The sequence below is a fragment of the Streptomyces sp. NPDC014889 genome, from assembly GCF_043081205.1.
Classification (GTDB): Bacteria; Actinomycetota; Actinomycetes; order Streptomycetales; family Streptomycetaceae; genus Streptomyces.
In genome coordinates this window covers 45,189-63,884 of record NZ_JBIBWH010000002.1, presented here as the reverse complement: position 1 = coordinate 63,884, position 18,696 = coordinate 45,189, and the positions used below count along the sequence as shown (strand labels likewise).

At 72.2% G+C, this 18,696-nt stretch carries 15 protein-coding genes, 4 tRNA genes and 1 other RNA gene; 11 read left to right on the top strand and 9 right to left on the bottom strand.

The window, feature by feature from the left end; all coding sequences use genetic code 11:
* Positions 1-340 precede the first annotated feature (340 nt).
* Both ACF09J_RS03360 and ACF09J_RS03355 read left to right on the top strand, forming a co-directional pair.
* The gene (locus tag ACF09J_RS03360; protein ID WP_058850160.1) at positions 341-589 is read left to right on the top strand and encodes a hypothetical protein; all 249 of its coding nucleotides are present in this window, start codon (positions 341-343) and stop codon (positions 587-589) included.
* Positions 586-987: a PIN domain-containing protein gene (locus ACF09J_RS03355; RefSeq protein WP_392303686.1), complete on the top strand. Its 402-nt coding sequence runs from the start codon at positions 586-588 to the stop codon at positions 985-987. The genes ACF09J_RS03360 and ACF09J_RS03355 overlap by 4 nt, the downstream gene beginning before the upstream one ends.
* Before the next feature lie 215 nt (positions 988-1,202).
* Here ACF09J_RS03355 and ACF09J_RS03350 read toward each other — a convergent pair.
* Positions 1,203-1,290, bottom strand: a tRNA-Ser gene (locus tag ACF09J_RS03350).
* Positions 1,291-1,363: 73 nt separating this feature from the next.
* On the opposite strand from ACF09J_RS03350, the gene ffs reads away from it, so the two are divergent.
* The 6 genes from ffs to ACF09J_RS03320 all read left to right on the top strand — a co-directional run bounded on the left by ffs (position 1,364) and on the right by ACF09J_RS03320 (position 10,346).
* An RNA gene (gene ffs / locus ACF09J_RS03345) (signal recognition particle sRNA small type) lies at positions 1,364-1,458 on the top strand.
* Positions 1,459-1,506: 48 nt separating this feature from the next.
* Positions 1,507-3,798: a DNA polymerase III subunit gamma and tau gene (locus tag ACF09J_RS03340; protein WP_392303685.1), complete on the top strand. Its 2,292-nt coding sequence runs from the start codon at positions 1,507-1,509 to the stop codon at positions 3,796-3,798.
* Between the two features lie 155 nt (positions 3,799-3,953).
* Positions 3,954-5,207 (top strand): phosphoribosylamine--glycine ligase, encoded by a 1,254-nt coding sequence (gene purD, locus ACF09J_RS03335; RefSeq protein WP_392303684.1) that lies wholly within the window; start codon positions 3,954-3,956, stop codon positions 5,205-5,207.
* A gap of 306 nt (positions 5,208-5,513) precedes the next feature.
* Positions 5,514-7,538: a hypothetical protein gene (locus ACF09J_RS03330; protein WP_392303683.1), complete on the top strand. Its 2,025-nt coding sequence runs from the start codon at positions 5,514-5,516 to the stop codon at positions 7,536-7,538.
* Positions 7,539-7,806: 268 nt separating this feature from the next.
* Complete coding sequence (locus tag ACF09J_RS03325) at positions 7,807-9,327, top strand: N,N-dimethylformamidase beta subunit family domain-containing protein (protein ID WP_392303682.1); 1,521 nt, start codon at positions 7,807-7,809, stop codon at positions 9,325-9,327.
* Between the two features lie 119 nt (positions 9,328-9,446).
* The gene (locus ACF09J_RS03320; RefSeq protein WP_392303681.1) at positions 9,447-10,346 is read left to right on the top strand and encodes a phosphoribosylaminoimidazolesuccinocarboxamide synthase; all 900 of its coding nucleotides are present in this window, start codon (positions 9,447-9,449) and stop codon (positions 10,344-10,346) included.
* Between the two features lie 43 nt (positions 10,347-10,389).
* On the opposite strand, the gene ACF09J_RS03315 is transcribed toward ACF09J_RS03320, so the two are convergent.
* The 8 genes from ACF09J_RS03315 to ACF09J_RS03280 form a co-directional block, all read right to left on the bottom strand.
* Positions 10,390-10,462 (bottom strand) — tRNA-Gly (locus ACF09J_RS03315).
* Positions 10,463-10,485: 23 nt separating this feature from the next.
* A complete protein-coding gene (locus ACF09J_RS03310; protein ID WP_392303680.1) occupies positions 10,486-11,109 on the bottom strand; it encodes a response regulator in 624 nt (207 codons plus the stop codon).
* Complete coding sequence (locus ACF09J_RS03305; RefSeq protein WP_392303679.1) at positions 11,106-12,356, bottom strand: sensor histidine kinase; 1,251 nt, start codon at positions 12,354-12,356, stop codon at positions 11,106-11,108. The genes ACF09J_RS03310 and ACF09J_RS03305 overlap by 4 nt, the downstream gene beginning before the upstream one ends.
* 41 nt (positions 12,357-12,397) lie before the next feature.
* Positions 12,398-13,174 (bottom strand): ABC transporter permease, encoded by a 777-nt coding sequence (locus ACF09J_RS03300; protein WP_392303678.1) that lies wholly within the window; start codon positions 13,172-13,174, stop codon positions 12,398-12,400.
* Positions 13,171-14,121 (bottom strand): ABC transporter ATP-binding protein, encoded by a 951-nt coding sequence (locus ACF09J_RS03295; RefSeq protein ID WP_392303677.1) that lies wholly within the window; start codon positions 14,119-14,121, stop codon positions 13,171-13,173. Before ACF09J_RS03295 ends, ACF09J_RS03300 begins: the two co-directional genes overlap by 4 nt.
* 184 nt (positions 14,122-14,305) lie before the next feature.
* Positions 14,306-14,378: transfer RNA gene (locus ACF09J_RS03290), tRNA-Gly, on the bottom strand.
* 81 nt (positions 14,379-14,459) lie between these two features.
* Positions 14,460-14,531, bottom strand: a tRNA-Gly gene (locus ACF09J_RS03285).
* 147 nt (positions 14,532-14,678) lie between these two features.
* The gene (locus tag ACF09J_RS03280; RefSeq protein ID WP_384185710.1) at positions 14,679-14,996 is read right to left on the bottom strand and encodes an Lsr2 family protein; all 318 of its coding nucleotides are present in this window, start codon (positions 14,994-14,996) and stop codon (positions 14,679-14,681) included.
* 363 nt (positions 14,997-15,359) lie between these two features.
* On the opposite strand from ACF09J_RS03280, the gene purS reads away from it, so the two are divergent.
* From purS to purL, 3 genes are read left to right on the top strand one after another with little or no spacing between them, the layout of a single operon-like run.
* A complete protein-coding gene (gene purS, locus ACF09J_RS03275; protein WP_190176121.1) occupies positions 15,360-15,632 on the top strand; it encodes a phosphoribosylformylglycinamidine synthase subunit PurS in 273 nt (90 codons plus the stop codon).
* The gene (gene purQ, locus ACF09J_RS03270) at positions 15,629-16,309 is read left to right on the top strand and encodes a phosphoribosylformylglycinamidine synthase subunit PurQ (protein WP_392303676.1); all 681 of its coding nucleotides are present in this window, start codon (positions 15,629-15,631) and stop codon (positions 16,307-16,309) included. Before purS ends, purQ begins: the two co-directional genes overlap by 4 nt.
* Entirely contained in the window at positions 16,306-18,564 is a 2,259-nt protein-coding gene (gene purL / locus ACF09J_RS03265) for a phosphoribosylformylglycinamidine synthase subunit PurL (protein ID WP_392303675.1), read from the top strand. The genes purQ and purL overlap by 4 nt, the downstream gene beginning before the upstream one ends.
* Positions 18,565-18,696 lie beyond the last annotated feature (132 nt).

The window sequence follows — 18,696 nt, the reverse complement described above, 5'->3', positions numbered from 1 at the left end:
GGCCTTCCCCTGGGCCCTCACTACCGAACCCCACCAGGCAACGTCACACGCTGGCAACCATGGGCCTTGGCTTGACTGCCGGCGACGGCGCCACGACGGATACGCCGCCGCTGAACACACCGGTCCTCAACCGTACGGTGCAGCGCCACGGTGAGGCATGAGCACCTGGGATCCAGCCGCGCTGGAGGCGTTGGTCGAAGAGGCCACCGTCGACGCCCACGGCGTACAACTGCCCAGCTGAGCCCCTGCTCGAATGGACAGTCGCCCCGACTGCACTGACCGGACCGACTGCGAGGAAACAGACAGCACGTAGCGCGCATACCGCAGTATGCTTGCGGCTATGGCTGACACCACACGGATCACGGTGACACTCCCCACCGAGCAGGTGGCGGAGCTGAAGAAGATCACGGACAACATCTCCGGCTACGTGGCCGAAGCGGTCGCCAGGCAGATCCGGCACCAGCTCCTGGGGGCCGACCTGCGCAGTCACACAGACGAGCACGGGGCCTTCAGTGAGGAAGAGCTGGCCGAGGCGCGGGCGCGGATCTTCGGTACGACGTCGGCCGCCGGCGGCGCGAGCGCCGCGTGAGCGGGCACATCGAGACGGTCGTCCTGGACAGCGAGGGGCTGTCGGCCTGGGTGGAGCAGGACCGAAAGGTTCTGGCGATGTTCCAGGTGTTCCACGACATGGGAGCGGACCTTGTCGTCAGCGCCAACACCATCGTGGAGGTGAGTCACGCCAGGGTGAACCTGCCCCGACTGCAATGGGCTCTCTCCCGGGTCAAGGTGGAGCCGATCACGGAGGCAGCGGCCAAGGCAGCGGCCCAACTGCTCAAGGGCGCCGGTCTGCACGGACACAAGTACGCGATCGACGCCACCGTCGCGGAAGCGGCCTTGCGTCAGCCTGGCCCGGTCGCTGTCCTCACGTCGGATGTCGATGACATGACCCGGCTGTGCGGCAGCAACGTCCGGATGATCGGGCTATGAGCGCGACATCGTGGGGGGAGCGGCGCGGATGCGCGCGCGGTGCATGCATGTGACCGGGGCCATGCTCCGCAAGGTCGCTCAGCAAGTCGGAGACGCGCTCTGGGTGCTGCCCGGCGTCGGAGAAAAATCCGACTGAGACGGAAACCGAGACGGACAACGTCGAAGGGCCCCACCGCGAACGGTGGGGCCCTTCGACATCGTGCCCGGTGAGGCACTGGCGGAGGATACGAGATTCGAACTCGTGAGGGGTTGCCCCCAACACGCTTTCCAAGCGTGCGCCCTAGGCCTCTAGGCGAATCCTCCGCCGGAAACATTACATGACTCGGAGGAGTGCTCGCGAACTCGTTGCCGGTGCCCGGGATCGGGTACTCTTTGCGGAGCCCCTCACGCGGCGCTATCTGACTGAACTCCCCCAGGGCCGGAAGGCAGCAAGGGTAGGTCGGCTCTGGCGGGTGCGTGGGGGGCGCTTGCGTCCACGGGCCGGACACGTTGTCGGTGGGCGCCTATAACCTCGTATGCGTGTCGTCTCTCGCGCTGTACCGCCGCTATCGCCCGGAGTCGTTCGCCGAGGTCATCGGGCAGGAGCATGTCACCGACCCGTTGCAGCAGGCGCTGCGGAACAACCGGGTCAATCACGCGTACCTGTTCAGCGGTCCGCGCGGGTGCGGCAAGACGACCAGCGCGCGGATCCTCGCCCGGTGCCTGAACTGCGAGAAGGGGCCGACGCCGACCCCCTGCGGGGAGTGCGACTCGTGCCGTGACCTGGCCAGGAACGGGCCGGGGTCCATCGACGTCATCGAGATCGACGCCGCTTCGCACGGTGGTGTGGACGACGCCCGTGACCTGCGCGAGAAGGCCTTCTTCGGGCCCGCCCGCAGCCGGTACAAGATCTACATCATCGACGAGGCCCACATGGTCACGTCGGCCGGTTTCAACGCGTTGCTCAAGGTGGTCGAGGAGCCGCCGCCGCATCTGAAGTTCATCTTCGCCACGACCGAGCCCGAGAAGGTCATCGGGACCATCCGGTCGCGCACCCACCACTACCCCTTCCGTCTCGTGCCGCCGGGCACCCTGCGGGACTACCTCGGCGAGGTCTGCCAGAAGGAGGACATCCCCGTCGAGGACGGGGTGCTGCCCCTCGTCGTGCGGGCCGGCGCGGGATCCGTGCGTGACTCCATGTCCGTCATGGACCAGCTCCTCGCCGGTGCGGGGGAGGAGGGCGTGACGTACGCCATGGCCACCTCTCTCCTCGGGTACACCGACGGCTCCCTGCTCGACTCCGTCGTCGAGGCCTTCGCCTCCGGTGACGGCTCAGCCGCCTTCGAGGTCGTCGACCATGTGATCGAGGGCGGCAACGACCCCCGCCGGTTCGTGGCCGACCTGCTGGAGCGGCTGCGAGACCTGGTGATCCTCGCCGCCGTTCCGGACGCCGCCGAGAAGGGGCTCATCGACGCCCCGGCCGACGTCGTCGAGCGGATGCAGGCCCAGGCCCGGTCCTTCGGCGCCGCCGAGCTGAGCCGCGCCGCCGACCTCGTCAACGAGGGCCTGACCGAGATGCGCGGCGCCACCTCGCCCCGCCTCCAGCTCGAACTGATCTGCGCCCGCGTCCTGCTGCCCGCCGCCTACGGCGACGAGCGGTCGCTGATGGCCCGCCTCGACCGCATCGAGCGCGGTGTCAGCTTCTCCACCGGCGCGGGTGCGCCCGCGATGGGGTACGCGCCCGGACCCGACGTGCACGGGGGAGCGCCGACCGGGACGGCGCCCGGCGCGGGCGCGACGCCTCCGGCTCCTCCTGTCCCGCCGGGCGGTGGGGTCGCCGCGGCTCGGGCGGCCGTACGGGGCGCGGGCGCCCCTGACCCGTCCCCCGCACCCGCCGTAACCCCCGCGCCGTCCACGCCCCCTGCGCCGCCCGCGGGTGATCATCCCCAGGAGACGGCTCCGACCGCCGCACCCACCGCCACGCCGCCGGCCGCCGCACCCACCGCGCCCGGCGCCTGGCCCACCGCGGCGGCCGCGGGGGGTGGCCGCCGGCCGGGCGGCTGGCCCACCGCGGCAGCCCCTGGCGGCGGGCAGGCGCCGGGCGCTCCGAGTACGTCCAGCGCCCCCGCGCCCGTACAACAGGCACCCGCGGCGAGGCCCGCCGCCGCACCGGCGTCTCCCGCCCCAGCAGCCCCGGCGGCCGGCGGGCTCGACCCCCGTGCCCTCTGGCCGAACATCCTCGAAGCGGTGAAGAACCGCCGCCGCTTCACCTGGATCCTGCTCAGTCAGAACGCGCAGGTCTCCGGCTTCGACGGCACCACCCTCCACATCGGCTTCGTCAACGCCGGCGCCCGCGACAACTTCGCGAGCAGCGGCAGCGAGGACGTGCTGCGCCAGGCGCTGGCCGAGCAGTTCAACGTCCAGTGGAAGATCGAGGCGGTCGTCGACCCGACGGGAGGCGGCGGCTCCGCTCCCCCGCCCCCGGGCGGCGGCTACGGCACGGGCCCAGGAGGCGGCGGCTACGGCAGCGGCGGTGGCGGCTACGGCGGTGGGGGCGGCGCGGCAGCGCAGCGCCCGCCCGCTCCCCAGCCCACGGCCGCGCCGGCCCCCGCCCCCGCCGCGTCCCCGAACCGGCCGCCGTCCGCGGCGGCGCCCACGCCTGCCCCCGCCCCGGCAACGCGGCCCTCCGCCCCCGAGCCGGCCCCCGTCGCTCCCGAGGACGACATCCCCGAGGACGACGACCCGGACCTCGACGAGTCGGCCCTGTCCGGTCACGAACTGATCGTGCGGGAACTGGGCGCCACGGTGGTCGAGGAGTATTCGACGGAGTAGAGGAGCAGGCGGGCCCATTCCGGCTCGACTTTCTCGAGCGGTCCGGCTCGGCCTGGTCGAACCGTCCCTGCTCGGAGGAACCTACGAACGCCCTTCCGCCCTCCCCTCGGCGGCCCGCACAAAGGGCCCCCGGCCGCTGCCGTTAGGCTGACCTCGTGAAGGTCCTCGTCATCGGCAGCGGCGCCCGCGAGCACGCCCTGTGCCGTTCCCTGTCCCTCGACCCCGCCGTGACCGCGTTGCACTGCGCGCCCGGCAACGCCGGCATCGCCGAGGTCGCCGAGCTGCACCAGGTCGACGTCCTCGACGGCGCGGCGGTGTCCGCGCTGGCCGCCGAGCTGGATGCCGGCCTCGTGGTCGTCGGCCCCGAGGCCCCGCTGGTCGCCGGGGTCGCCGACGCCCTGCGCGAGGCGGGCGTCCCGGTGTTCGGCCCCTCCAAGGAGGCCGCGCGGCTGGAGGGCTCCAAGGCCTTCGCCAAGGACGTGATGGCCGCGGCCGGCGTGCCCACGGCCCGTTCGTACGTCTGCACGACGGCCGAGGGGGTCGACGCGGCCCTCAGCGCCTTCGGCGCCCCCTATGTCGTCAAGGACGACGGGCTCGCCGCAGGAAAGGGCGTCGTCGTCACCGACGACATCGAGGCGGCCAGGGCGCACTCGGCGGCCTGCGACCGCGTGGTGATCGAGGAGTACCTCGACGGACCCGAGGTCTCCCTCTTCGCCGTCACCGACGGCGAGACGGTCGTGCCGCTCCAGCCCGCCCAGGACTTCAAGCGCGCGCTCGACGACGACGAGGGCCCCAACACCGGCGGCATGGGCGCGTACTCGCCGCTGCCCTGGGCCGACCCCAAGCTCGTGGACGACGTCCTGCACACCGTCCTGCAGCCCACCGTCGACGAGATGCGCCGCCGCGGCACGCCGTTCTCCGGACTGCTCTACGCGGGGCTCGCCATCACCAGTCGCGGCATCCGCGTGATCGAGTTCAACGCCCGCTTCGGCGACCCCGAGACCCAGGTGGTCCTCGCCCGCCTCCAGACCCCGCTGGCAGGAGTCCTCATGGCAGCCGCCACCGGTGGTCTCGCCCATCTGGAGCCCCTGCGCTGGAGCGACGACGCGGCCGTCACGGTGGTCGTCGCCTCGCACAACTACCCCGGCACCCCGCGCACCGGTGACCCCATCACCGGTCTCGACGAGGTGGCCGCGCTGGACGCCCCGCACGCGTACGTGCTGCACGCCGGCACCCGGCGCGAGGACGGCGCCGTCCGGAGCGCGGGCGGCCGCGTGCTGTCCGTCACGGCGACCGGCAAGGACCTGACCGAGGCCCGCGACCGCGCGTACACCGCCGTCGCCCGGGTCCGCCTCGACGGCTCCCAGCACCGTTCGGACATCGCGGCGAGGGCCGCGGCGGACGCCTGAGGCGGCACCCGCCCTTCCCCCGCCCCGATCCCCTTCTTGAACAGCTTCTTGAACAGCACGTTCCTTGAACAGCAGGCCCCGGCTCCCCGAGTCGGGGCCTGATCATTGCGCTCTGTCGTCCGGCTCTGACCAAAGCCATTCCATCGGGTGACCAATACTCCATCCGGCTGACGCGGGCCGGGGGCCGAACTAGGGTGCGCGCAGGCATTCCGGCACTTGGCCCACCGGCATTGCGATGTCAGTCATGGGTGCCACAGTGGGGGAATGAGCAACGCCAGGACAGTCGGGAGGGGGTGACGGGCGGTCGTGACCGGTATGGGTGTGGAGGTCGGTGTGCGGGCCGCGCGCTCCCGGGCCCTGGCCGTGCTGCGCGTGCGCAGCCGGGCGCTCGCCGTCGCCCTGCTGCCCGCCGCCCTCGCCGTGATTCTGCTCGCCGGCGGCTCGTCCGGGCACCTCGTGGGCCCGGGCTGGGACCTCGCCCGCTGGGTGGTCGGCGTCGTCGCGGTCGTCGTCCTGCTCCTGGCCGCGGGCATCGGGCTGGTCGTGGCCCGCGCCCGCCCCGCGATGACCCCGACCGTCCCGATAGCCGAGAAGTCGGCCCCGGACCTGTACCGCCTGGTGCGCGACCTGGCCGACCGCCTCGGCGTCCCCGCCCCGTCGGCCATAGAGCTCACCCCGGACTGCGACAGCTGGCTCGAGGACCGTACGCACCCGGCCCACGGCCCTCCCCCGGGGCGGGACCACCCACGCGACGAGCCGGACGCGCCGCGCGGCCCGTCCTCCCCTCGCCCGGGCCGTACTGCGGAGACGCCCGTCCTCGTCATCGGTTCCCCGTTCCTGTGGTGGATGCGCGTCGGCGAACTGCGGGCCGTGCTCGCACCGGTCGTCGCCGGCACCGGACCCTCGGCGCACCCGGACATAGCCGCGGCCCGGCGTTTCGTCCGCGGTCTCGACGCGGCGGTGGCCGTCGCCTCGGCCCCCGGCAGCGGTCCCCTGGTCCGCTCGGTGTGCGCCGGACTCGGCTGGGTGGCCCGGCTGCTGCTGCGCGGCTGCCGGGAGCACGCGGCCCTGATGGAGCGCGGCGTGGCGGCCGCGGCGGCGGAGCGCGCACAGGCCGTGGACTACGGGCTGAGGATCGCCGCCCAGGAGCAGGTGGGCCTGGCGTACGCGGGCTGGGACCGGCTGCTGACCAGGGTCGCGCTCCCCGCATGGCGCATGGGCCGCTGGCCCTCCCGCCTCGACGCCGGTGTCGTCGCGGCCCTCACCGAGCTGTCCCGCCGCGACCGCCTGGCCGAGGGCTTCGCCTCCCGGCTCGGTGAGCGCCCGGCCTGCGACCTGCTGGAGGAGCCCGGCGCCGTCGACGAGGCCGCCTCGCTGCTGGCCGCGCGCCTCTTCCACGGCGGCCCGGCCGAGCGCGGCCGGGACTGGTGCCCGGTGGACTGGCAGGAGTACCCGGACGAGGTCGTCGACCGCAAGTGGCGTACCGACGCCGCGCGCCTCCACCGCGTCCTGGACCGCCTGGGCGTCCGCCGCGCCCCCGGCTCCGCCTCCGATCCGCACGGACCCACCCTGGCCCGCGTCCTGGAGCACCTGTCCGCCCCGTCCCCCTCCGGCACCCCCGGCAAGCTCCGCGAGCGGACGGTCCTCCCGGCCGACGACCTTGCCGACGACACCCGACCGGCTTACGACGCCGAGGCGCATGGCGCGCACCACCCGTCCGGCGAACACGACGAACACAGCGGACACCAGGACCACGACGAACACCGAGAGCCCGCTGACCACGTACACCACGTACACCACGTAGACCACGCGGAACGCGAAGAACCCCCCGAGTCGGCAGCAGAGCACAGCGGCCACGCGCCCACCGAGGAACCCCCCGCCCCCGAGGCCCCCCTCACCCCGGACGATGGCCCCCGCCTCGGCAGTGAGCGAGGTGCCGCACTCGCGGCCGGCATCAGCGCCGAGCTGGCCCGTGAGGAAGCCTCGGCGCCCCCGGCGGGCACGACGCCGGCGGGAGCCGACCAGCTCGGTGGCACGCCGTCGGGGAACGAGGACTCGCTGCCTCTCTTCCCGCTCGAAGCGCCCCGCACCGGCCGCGAACTCCTCGCCGACCACGTCACCGCGATGGTGTGCTGCGCCGCGATGGACACCGCCGACGCCGCACCGGGCCTCGACTGGCTCGACGGTCCCGCCCTCCTGATCAACGGCGAGCGGGCGGCCGACCTGAGCCCCAAGGTCCTCGCCCTGGTCGAGGACGGCGACCCGGTTCCGCTGCGGACCTGGCTGGTCGACTCGGGCATACGTCCGGAGAAGCCTGTACGGCTGGCCTGACCTGGGCCGACGCCGACCCGGCGCCCGTTCTACCGGATCCCCCGCTTCCACTTTCGGTCAATTCGCAACGAATAGTGACAGCATGCGCGCGTTATGTGATGTGCTGGGACCGATAGCGCACGCGGCAAGCGCGTGCGACATACGACAGACAGCCACAGCCGAACACGCCGACCGTCACTCGCCGACCGGACAGGCCGGCCATCGCGGCCACCGACAGACCCGCACCGCCGCAGGACACACCACGGGGGCACGAGGGAGGGGACCGGGCATGGGATCGGAGCAGATTCGCCGCTGGGAGTCGGGGGCTCTCGCGCACGCCGTGACGGACCCCTTCGGCCTGGGCCCCGTCCCCTGGCTGCGCGGCAGCGAGACGTACTTCGACGACACCGGCCACGTCGTCCCCTGGTACGTCGATCCGCTCCCGCAGACGCCCCCGCGGACGCCGTTCCCGCGGGCGAGGTCCGGCGGCCCCCGCGTCCCCGCCCCCCGTGTCTCCGGCGGCGGTCCCCGTTCGGCCGACGACGTCCACCGGCAGATCAAGGGCTTCGTCTCCACCGGCGCCGTCACTCCCGGCGAGGCGATCGACTTCCACATCACCGTCGACCCTCCCCAGCAGTTCGGCGTGGACATCTACCGCATCGGGCACTACGGCGGCGACGGCGCCGCCAAGATCACCAACAGCCCGCGCCTGTCCGGCATCGTCCAGCCCCCGCCGCTCACCGCCGACCGCACGGTCTCCTGCCACCACTGGTGGCTGTCCTGGCGGTTGCAGGTGCCGTCCCACTGGAGCGTCGGCGCGTACGTGGCCGTGCTCACCACCGACGACGGCTACCGCTCCCACATCCCCTTCACCGTCCGCGACGACCGCCCCGCGGACCTGCTGCTGCTCCTGCCCGACATCACCTGGCAGGCCTACAACCTCTACCCGGAGGACGGCCACACCGGCGCCAGCCTCTACCACGCCTGGGACGAGCACGGCCGGCTGCTCGGCGAGGCCGACGCCGCGACCACGGTCTCCTTCGACCGCCCCTACGCGGGCGCGGGCCTGCCCCTGCACGTGGGCCACGCCTACGACGTCATCCGCTGGGCCGAGCGCTACGGCTACGACCTCGCCTACGCCGACGCCCGCGACCTGCACGCCGGCCGTGTCGACCCCACGCGCTACCGCGGCCTCGTCTTCCCCGGCCACGACGAGTACTGGTCGGTGAGCATGCGCCGCACCGTCGAACTCGCCCGCGAGCACGGCACGTCCCTGGTCTTCCTCTCGGCCAACACCATGTACTGGCAGGTCGAGCTGGCCCCCTCCCCGTCCGGCGTCCCCGACCGCCTGCTGACCTGCCGCAAGCGCAAGGGCCCCGGCCGGCCGGTGCTGTGGCGGGAGATCGACCGGCCCGAGCAGCAGACGGTCGGCATCCAGTACGCCGGCCGCGTCCCCGAGCCGCACCCGCTGATCGTCCGCAACGCCGACCACTGGCTGTGGGAGGCGACCGGGGCCGAGGAGGGCGAGGAGATCGCGGGCCTGGTCGCGGGCGAGGCCGACCGCTACTTCCCGCGCACCCCGCTGCCCGAGTACCAGGACCGCATCCTCCTCGCCCACTCCCCGTACACGGACGGCGAGGGCGTGACGCGCCACCAGGAGACGTCCCTGTACCGCGCGCCGTCCGGCGCCCTGGTCTTCGCCGCGGGGACGTTCGCCTGGTCCCCGGCCCTGGATCGCCCCGGCCACGTCGACGCCCGTGTCCAGCGCGCCACCGCCAACCTCCTGGACCGCATCTGCAAGCGCGACTGACCCGCTGCCCGGGGTCGATGTCCGATACGGGAGAATCGATCCATTGGCCCGCCCGTCTCCCACCACCACCCTGTTGGAGCCCTGCGGGCCCTCCTTTTCTTCAACCACGGGGAGGAACCGTGTCCGGATTCGTCGAAAAGCCCGAGCCGATCCAGGTTCCGGGCCTGGTGCATCTGCACACCGGCAAGGTGCGCGACCTGTACCGGAACGAGGCGGGTGACCTCGTCATGGTCGCCAGCGACCGCCTGTCCGCCTACGACTGGGTGCTGCCGACCGAGATCCCCGACAAGGGCCGCATCCTCACGCAGCTCTCCCTGTGGTGGTTCGACCGGCTCGCCGACCTGGCCCCGAACCACGTCCTGTCCACCGAGGTGCCCGAGGGCGCCCCCGCCGACTGGGCGGGCCGCACCCTGATCTGCAGGTCCCTGCGGATGGTCCCGGTGGAGTGCGTGGCCCGCGGCTACCTCACCGGTTCGGGCCTGGCCGAGTACGAGCAGACCCGCACGGTCTGCGGCCTCGCCCTGCCCGAGGGCCTGACCGACGGCTCCGAACTGCCCGCCCCGATCTTCACCCCGGCCACCAAGGCCGAGGTCGGCGAGCACGACGAGAACGTCTCCTACGAGGAGGTGGCCCGCCAGGTCGGCGCGGAGACGGCCGCTCAGCTGCGCCAGGCGACGCTCGCCGTCTACGGCCGGGCCCGGGACATCGCCCGCGACCGCGGGATCATCCTCGCCGACACCAAGTTCGAGTTCGGCTTCGACGGGGACGCCCTCGTCCTCGCCGACGAGGTGCTCACCCCGGACTCCTCCCGCTTCTGGCCGGCCGACCAGTGGCAGCCGGGCCGCGCGCAGCCCTCGTACGACAAGCAGTTCGTCCGTGACTGGCTGACGTCCGCCGAGTCCGGCTGGGACCGCGGGAGCGAGCAGCCCCCGCCGCCGCTGCCTCAGCCGGTCGTGGAGGCGACGCGGGCGAAGTACGTGGAGGCGTACGAGCGGCTGACGGGGACGAGCTGGGCGTAGCGACGAAAAGACCCCGGTCCAGTGGACCGGGGTCTTTTTCCCGAGCGGACGACGAGGCTCGAACTCGCGACCTCAACCTTGGCAAGGTTGCGCTCTACCAACTGAGCTACGTCCGCATTGCGCCGTGGCGCGAGGCCAACTATACCCAACCCCGCTCCCGTGCGAGCCGTACTGCCGCATGTCGGTTCTCCGCGCCGAGTTTGGTCACGGCCGACGACAGGTAGTTCCGTACGGTCCCCGGGGACAGCGCGGCCCGCTCGGCGATCTCCGCGACCGGCGCCCCGTCGGCGGCGAACTCCAGCACCTCGGCCTCCCGCGCGGTCAGCGGGGAGTCCCCGGCGGAGATCGCGTCGGCGGCCAACTCCGGGTCGACGTAGCGGTTTCCGGCGTGCACGGTGCGGATGATCTCGGCGAGCCGCTGGGCGCTGACGGTCTTCGGGACGAACCCGCGCACACCCGCGGCAAGCGCCCGCTTCAGATGTCCGGGCCGTCCGTGACTGGTCACGATCAGCACCCGGCAGTCCGGCAGCTCGGCCCGCAGGGATGTGGCGACCTTCACACCGTCCGCGCCCGGCATCTGCAGATCCAGCACGGCCACGTCCGGCGCGTGCGCCCGTGCCATGGCCAGCGCCTCCGGCCCGCTCGCCGCCTCCGCGACCACCAGCAGGTCGTCCTCCAGCGACAGCAGGGCGGCGAGCGCGCCGCGGATCAGGTGCTCGTCGTCGGCCAGCAGCAGCCGGACGGGCACGGGGGACGTCGTCATCGGGTGGCCTCGCTCATCGGACGGGCGGTGTCGGAATCGGCGTCGGGCGGCGGCAGCGGCACCTCGGCGGTCAGCCGGAAACGGCCGCGGCCCGCGGGCCCCGCCCGCAGGGTGCCGTCGAGTTCCGACAGCCGTTCACGCAGACCGGCGAGCCCGGAGCCCGGCCGGTCACCGGCGGGGGACTCGGGCACCCCGTCGTTCTCGACGGTCAGCTCGGCCCGGCCGCCGGCGACGCGCACGGACACGGTGCACCGCCGGGCGTCTCCGTGCCGGAGCACGTTCGTGGCGGCCTCCCGGACGACCCAGCCGAGCGCGGACTGCACCGGCGCGGGCAGTCCGGCCGGCGAGCCGGTGACCGCGCAGTCGATGCCGGCCGCAGCCAGGACGCCCTGGGCGCCGGCGAGTTCCGCGGCGAGGTCGGCCTCCCGGTAGCCGCGGACCACGGCACGCACCTCGCGCTGGGACTCCTGGGCCAGCCGCTGCACCTCGATCATCTGCTCCACCGACTCGGGGCGGCCGCGCCGGCCCAGTTGCACGGCCAGTTCCGCCTTCAGCGCGATCACCGCGAGGTTGCGCCCCAGCACGTCGTGCAGATCCCGCCCGAACCGCAGGCGCTCCTCGGCCACGGCGAGCCGGGCCCGGGTCTCCCGGGCCTCGTCGAGCGCGTAGACGGCGTTCAGCAGCCAGACGGAGAAGACGGAGGTGAAGGCCAGGGACGCGCCCCCGACCAGGACCATGACCACGTTGGCCAGAGCGGCCGGGCCCGGCATCCCCAGGGGGAAGGCGACGATCCCGGATCCCGCCGCGAAGCCCGTCACCACCGCGGCGACCCGGCGCCGGGTGCGCACCCCGAGGGCGATGGTGCCGGCGCCGAAGACCAGCACGCACGCGAAGGCCACTCCCGCCGCGGTGTCCGCGTTCTCGCCCGGGCCGTGCGCGTGCACGCCGAGCGCCAGGACCGCCAGCGCCGCGGTGACCGTGCCGAGCGTCCACAGCAGCCGCAGGGGCTGCTCACGCCGGCCGCGGGTCCAGTCGAGCGCGCGGGACGCGGTCACCGCGCAGAGTGCGGCGTGCCCGGCGACCGCTGCCGCCGGCCAGGCCGCCGGTTGGGGGCCCACCTGGCGCAGGACCAGCAGCCCGCCCATGAACGCCTCGATCAGCGCGAAGATGTGGAACGACCACCGTGTGTACGTCTCGACCTTCGCCGGCGTGGTCTTGCCGCGCCACCAGCCGACGGGCCCGCGCATGGCCTCTCCCCCCACCTCTCCCGGCCCCTCCAGGCCCTCTCTCAGCGCCTCGGCTCCCAGCGGAACCGGCGCCGTACAGCAAACACGGCGAGCGCGATCCAGGCCAGCGCGATACCCGCGGCCCGCAGGGCGTCGTAGCCGCTCAGGTCTCCGGTCCAGCCGCCGCGGACCAGCGTGATCACCGGGGTCAGCGGCAGCAGCTCGCAGCACCGGGCGAGCCGCTCGGGGAGCAGTTCCAGCGGCACGGTCATCCCGGAGCCCACCATCGAGACCAGCAGCAGGGGGAGCGAGGTGACCTGGGAGCTCTCGGTGGTCCGGGTGAAGCCCGCGGTGACGGCCGCCAGGAGCACACCGAGCAGCAGGCCCAACAGCAGCCCGGCGACGGCGAGATGGGGCGCGCGCGGGGCGGGGACGTGGAGCAGCGCCGTGCACGCGCCGATCAGCAGGAGGCACTGGACGAGGCCGGTGACGACGGCCGGCAGCGCGGACCCGGCGAGGATCTCGGTGTCCCGCGGCTCGCCCGTGCGCAGCCGCTTGAGGACCAGTTGCTCACGCCGGGCGACGAACACGCCGACCAGGGTGGAGTACACGGCGAACAGCACGGAGAAGCCGATCGCGGCGGGCAGGATGACCAGCCCGACGGTCAGCCCGGCGTCCTCCAGGTTCAGCTGCGCGGCCGCCGACCGCACGGTGAAGGGCAGCACCAGCGGCAGGAGCACGCCCGCCACCAGGGCACTCCGGTTGCGGGCCAGCAGGACCAGCTCGGCGCGCGCGAGCGCGGCCATCCGGCCGGCGGGGGTGGTGACGGCGGCGCTCATGCGGCGTACTCCTTCGTCCGCGGCGCGGCGGCGTCCCGCGCGATGCCGAGGAACGCCTCCTCCAGTGAGGCCGACCGGACGTCAAGACCGGCCAGTACGACTCCGGACCGCCGGGCCCACAGCAGCATTTCCGTGGCGGTCCGCTGGAGTTCGCGGGTGCGCAGCCGTACGGCGCGGCCGTCCACCTGGTGGTCGCACACGCCCAGTGCGGCGAGCGGGGGCAGGTCGCCCAGGAAGTACCCGGCGGGCAGGTCGAAGGAGATACGGGACGGCTGCGCGGCGGTCACCTCGGCCGGGGTCCCGGCGGCCGCGACGCGTCCCTCGTGCAGGATCGCGATCCGGTCGGCGAGCCCTTCCGCCTCCTCCAGGTAGTGCGTGGTGAGCAGCACGGTCGTCCCGCCGTCGCGCAGTGCCCGCACCAACTCCCAGGTGTCCCGGCGCCCTTCGGCGTCCAGCCCGGTCGTCGGCTCGTCCAGGAACAGCACCTCGGGCTCGCCGAGCAGCGCGAGCGCCAGGTCCAGGCGGCGCCGTTCACCGCCGGACAGCTGCTTGACCCGTACGTCCGTGCGCCGCTCCAGACCGACCAGCGCGAGCACCTCGCGGGGCGGGCGGGCCCCGCTGACGCAGCCCGCCCACATCCGGGCGGTCTCGGCGACGGTCAGCTCCGAGGGGAAGCCGCCTTCCTGGAGCATCACCCCGGTGCGCGGCCGTACCAGCGCCCTCTCCGTGTACGGGTCGTGCCCGAGGACCCGCACCCGGCCCGAGGTCGGCGCCGCCAGGCCCTCCAGGAGTTCGACCGTCGAGGTCTTTCCGGCGCCGTTGGTGCCGAGGAGGGCGAAGATCTCCCCCCGGTCCACGCGGAAGGAGATACCGCGCACCGCCTCGAATCCGCCCTCGTACTCGCGGTGGAGGCCGGTCACCTCGATCACGTTCTCGTCCGTGTCCATGGATCCAGCGTCCCGGCGGGCGGGGCGGCACAGCAGTGCGCGGTGTCATCGCCCCGCATGACAAATGTCAGAGCGGACAAACGACGACGGACAACGACGGACTACGACGGACAGCGACGGACGACGGTAGATGACGGTGGGCAACGAAAAGACCCCGGTCCGATGGACCGGGGTCTTTTTCCCGAGCGGACGACGAGGCTCGAACTCGCGACCTCAACCTTGGCAAGGTTGCGCTCTACCAACTGAGCTACGTCCGCATTGCCTCCGACCGGCTCCCACCGATCGGCGCGAACACCAGCCTACCTGATCCACATCAGTGGTCCGGACCGGCGGTGCAGAGCGGGTGACAGGAATCGCACACTGCGCCTTCCCCCTGGAAGGGGGATGTTCTACTACTGAACTACACCCGCATGGACTCCGTGGGTCTCGGCCTCCCGGCCTCGCCCCTCGGCGTGCTCCAGACATTAGCTGATCAACAGGGGGGTTGCGCAAGTCGGTTGTCCCCAGGGCCCGCTGACGGACCCTGGGCCACGGCCGGCCGCCCGGGAGCGGCCCGCTCACTGGGCCGCGCTGAACGCCTCGTAGACCTTCTTGGGGATGCGGCCGCGCGCCGGCACGTCCATTTTGTGGGCCTGCGCCCAGGCGCGGACGGCGGCGGGGTCGGGAGCGACCTCCGTCTGCCGGTACGTCTTGCCCGACTTCGACCGTTTGCGGCCTGCTTCCACGTACGGCGCGAGCGTCTTACGCAGTTTCTTGGCATTGGCTTGGTTCAGGTCGATCTCGTAGAACTTGCCGTCCAGTCCGAAGGCGATCGTCTCCGCCGCTTCCGAGCCGTCGATGTCGTCAAAGAGAGTGACCACGACACGCTGCGCCACGAATATCGGTCCCTTCGTGCGACACCTCTGCGGCTCACCTGCTCCGCCATGCCGTGCATGACGTGCGGAGATGTTCGGAGATGCCGACTGTCCGCCTGTTATCGGGAAAAGTATCGGCTGTTGCCAATTCATTTGTACAGTGCCGGGCATTGCAATGGGAAGCCCGACTAAATCTGTCCGCGTGTCCCGGCGCAATACCGGATCAGACGCCGAACCCGAACTTTCCCAGAACTTTTCACGAAGACCGGCCATCGGTGTGGGACCGTGACCGGCGTCACGTAGTTTCCTACGAGTCTACTCGCGTAGAAATTTTGTACGGGTAGTCTGAAGGAACCTGCTCAGCACCACACACCGGGAGTGCCAGTGGCACGCGTCGTAGTCGACGTCATGCTCAAGCCGGAGATCCTCGACCCCCAGGGCCAGGCGGTGCAGCGCGCACTGCCGCGGCTGGGTTTCGAAGGCATCTCCGACGTCCGTCAGGGAAAGCGATTCGAACTGGAAGTGGACGGGCCCGTCGACGAGGCCGCGCTCGCCCGCATTCACGATCTTGCCGAATCCTTCCTCGCCAACACCGTGATCGAGGACTTCACCGTCAAGGTCGAGTCCGATGACGTAGTCGCGGGGGCCGCGAAGTGACCGCTCGTATTGGCGTCGTCACTTTCCCGGGCAGCCTGGACGACCGTGACACCCGGCGGGCGATCCGCCTCGCCGGCGCCGAACCGGTCGCCCTCTGGCACAAGGACAAGGACCTCAAGCAGGTCGACGCGGTCGTCCTGCCCGGCGGCTTCTCCTACGGCGACTACCTGCGGGCCGGCGCCATCTCCCGCTTCTCGCCGGTGATGGGGACCGTCATCGAGCAGGCGAGGGCCGGACTGCCCGTGCTCGGCATCTGCAACGGCTTCCAGGTGCTCACCGAGGCCCACCTCCTCCCGGGCGCGATGCTCGGCAACGACCACCTGCACTTCATCTGCCGCGACCAGAAGCTGCGGGTGGAGAACGCGTCGACCGCCTGGACCAGCGACTACAGCGAGGGCCAGGAGATCCACGTCCCGCTGAAGAACATGGACGGCCGGTACGTCGCCGACGCGTACACGCTGGACAAGCTGGAGGCCGAGGGCCGCGTCGCCTTCCGCTACCTCGACGTCAACCCGAACGGCTCGCTGCGGGACATCGCCGGCATCACCAACGAGGCCGGCAACGTCGTGGGCCTCATGCCGCACCCCGAGCACGCCACCGAGCCGCTGATCGGCACCGGCCGCACCGACGGCCTCCCGTTCTTCACCTCGATCCTCAAGAAGCTGGTCACCGCATGAGCAGGACGCCTCTGGACACGGTCGAGCACGCGGCCGCGACCCCCGACGTCGAGCTGCCCTGGGCCGAACTCGGCCTGAAGAAGGACGAGTACGAGCGGATCGTGGAGATCCTGGGCCGCCGCCCGACCGGCGCCGAGCTCGCCATGTACTCCGTGATGTGGTCCGAGCACTGCTCGTACAAGTCCTCCAAGGTGCATCTGCGCCAGTTCGGCGAGAAGGCCCCCGAGAACGACGCCCTGCTCGTCGGCATCGGCGAGAACGCCGGCGTGGTGGACGTCGGCCACGGCTACGCGGTCACCTTCAAGGTCGAGTCGCACAACCACCCCTCCTACGTCGAGCCCTACCAGGGCGCGGCCACGGGCGTCGGCGGCATCGTGCGCGACATCATCGCGATGGGCGCGCGCCCGGTCGCCGTCGTCGACCCGCTGCGCTTCGGCGCCGCCGACCACCCCGACACCAAGCGGGTGCTCCCCGGCGTGGTGGCGGGCATCGGCGGCTACGGCAACTGCCTGGGCCTGCCCAACATCGGCGGCGAGGTCGTCTTCGACGCCTGCTACCAGGGCAACCCGCTGGTCAACGCGGGCTGCATCGGCGTGATGCGGCACGAGGACATCCACCTGGCCAAGGCCTCGGGCACGGGCAACAAGGTCATCCTGTACGGGGCCCGCACCGGCGGCGACGGCATCGGCGGCGCGTCGATCCTCGCCTCGGAGACCTTCGACGACGCCAAGCCCTCCAAGCGCCCCGCGGTCCAGGTCGGCGACCCCTTCCAGGAGAAGCTGCTCATCGAGTGCACCCTGGAGGCCTTCGCCGAGAAGCTGGTCGTCGGCATCCAGGACCTCGGCGCGGCCGGCCTGTCCTGCGCGACGAGCGAGCTGGCCTCCAACGGCTCCGGCGGCATGCGCGTCATCCTGGACGACGTCCCGCTGCGCGACTCCACGCTCTCGCCCGAGGAGATCCTCATGAGCGAGTCGCAGGAACGCATGTGCGCGGTCGTCGAACCGGAGAAGGTCGACCGCTTCCTGGAGATCTGCGAGAAGTGGGACGTCATCGCCACCGTCATCGGTGAGGTGACCGACGGCGACCGGCTGGAGATCTACTGGCACGGCGGCAGGATCGTCGACGTCGACCCGCGCACGGTGGCCCACGAGGGCCCGGTCTACGAGCGCCCGTACGCGCGCCCCGAGTGGCAGGACGCCCTCCAGGCCGACGACGCGAACAAGCTGCCGCGCCCGCGGACGTCCGAGGAACTGAAGGACCAGGTCCTGAAGCTGGTGGCGTCCCCGAACCAGGCGTCCAAGAAGTGGATCACCCAGCAGTACGACCACTTCGTGCAGGGCAACACCGTGCTGGCCATGCCCGAGGACTCCGGCATGATCCGGATCGACGAGGAGACCGGCCTCGGCGTCGCCCTCGCCACCGACGGCAACGGCCGCTACGCCAAGCTCGACCCGTACACGGGCGCGCAGCTCGCGCTGGCGGAGGCGTACCGCAACGTCGCCACCACGGGCGCGAAGCCGCTGGCCGTCTCCGACTGCCTGAACTTCGGCTCGCCCGAGGACCCGGCGGTCATGTGGCAGTTCGCGGAGGCCGTGCGCGGTCTGGCGGACGGCTGCAAGCAGCTCGGCACCCCCGTGACCGGCGGCAACGTCTCGCTCTACAACCAGACGGGCGAGGCCGCCATCCACCCGACCCCGGTGGTCGCCGTCCTCGGCGTGATCGACGACGTCGCCCGCCGCACCCCGGTCGCCTTCCAGGAGGAGGGCCAGCTGCTGTACCTCCTCGGCGACACCCGCGAGGAGTTCGGCGGCTCCGCCTGGTCGCAGGTGGTCCACGACCACCTCGGCGGTCTGCCCCCGAAGGTCGACCTGGAGCGTGAGCGCCTGCTCGCCGAGATACTGATCTCCGCCTCCCGCGACGGCATGATCGACTCCGCGCACGACCTGTCCGACGGCGGCCTCGTCCAGGCGGTCGTGGAGTCCGCCCTGCTGGGCGGCAAGGGCGCGCGTCTGGTCGTCCCCGACGGCCTGGACGCGTTCACCTTCCTCTTCTCGGAGTCGGCCGGCCGCGCCATCGTCGCCGTGCCCCGCTCGGAGGAGGTCCGCTTCAACGACATGTGCGGCGCCCGGTCCCTGCCCGCCACCCGCATCGGCGTCATCGACGGCGACACGATCGAGCTCCAGGGCGAGCTCGAACTGCCCCTGTCCGCACTGCGCGAGGCACACGAGGGGACGATCCCGGCGCTGCTGGCGTAAGTCCCTTCCGTATACGCGGTGGGGCCCCCCCCCGCCCCCCGCGGGGCCGCCCCCCCCCCCCCCACCTAACAGCCCCGGGGTGCCCGGCCCGGGAAGCAATACGCGCCATGTCAATTCACTAGAAATCAACAG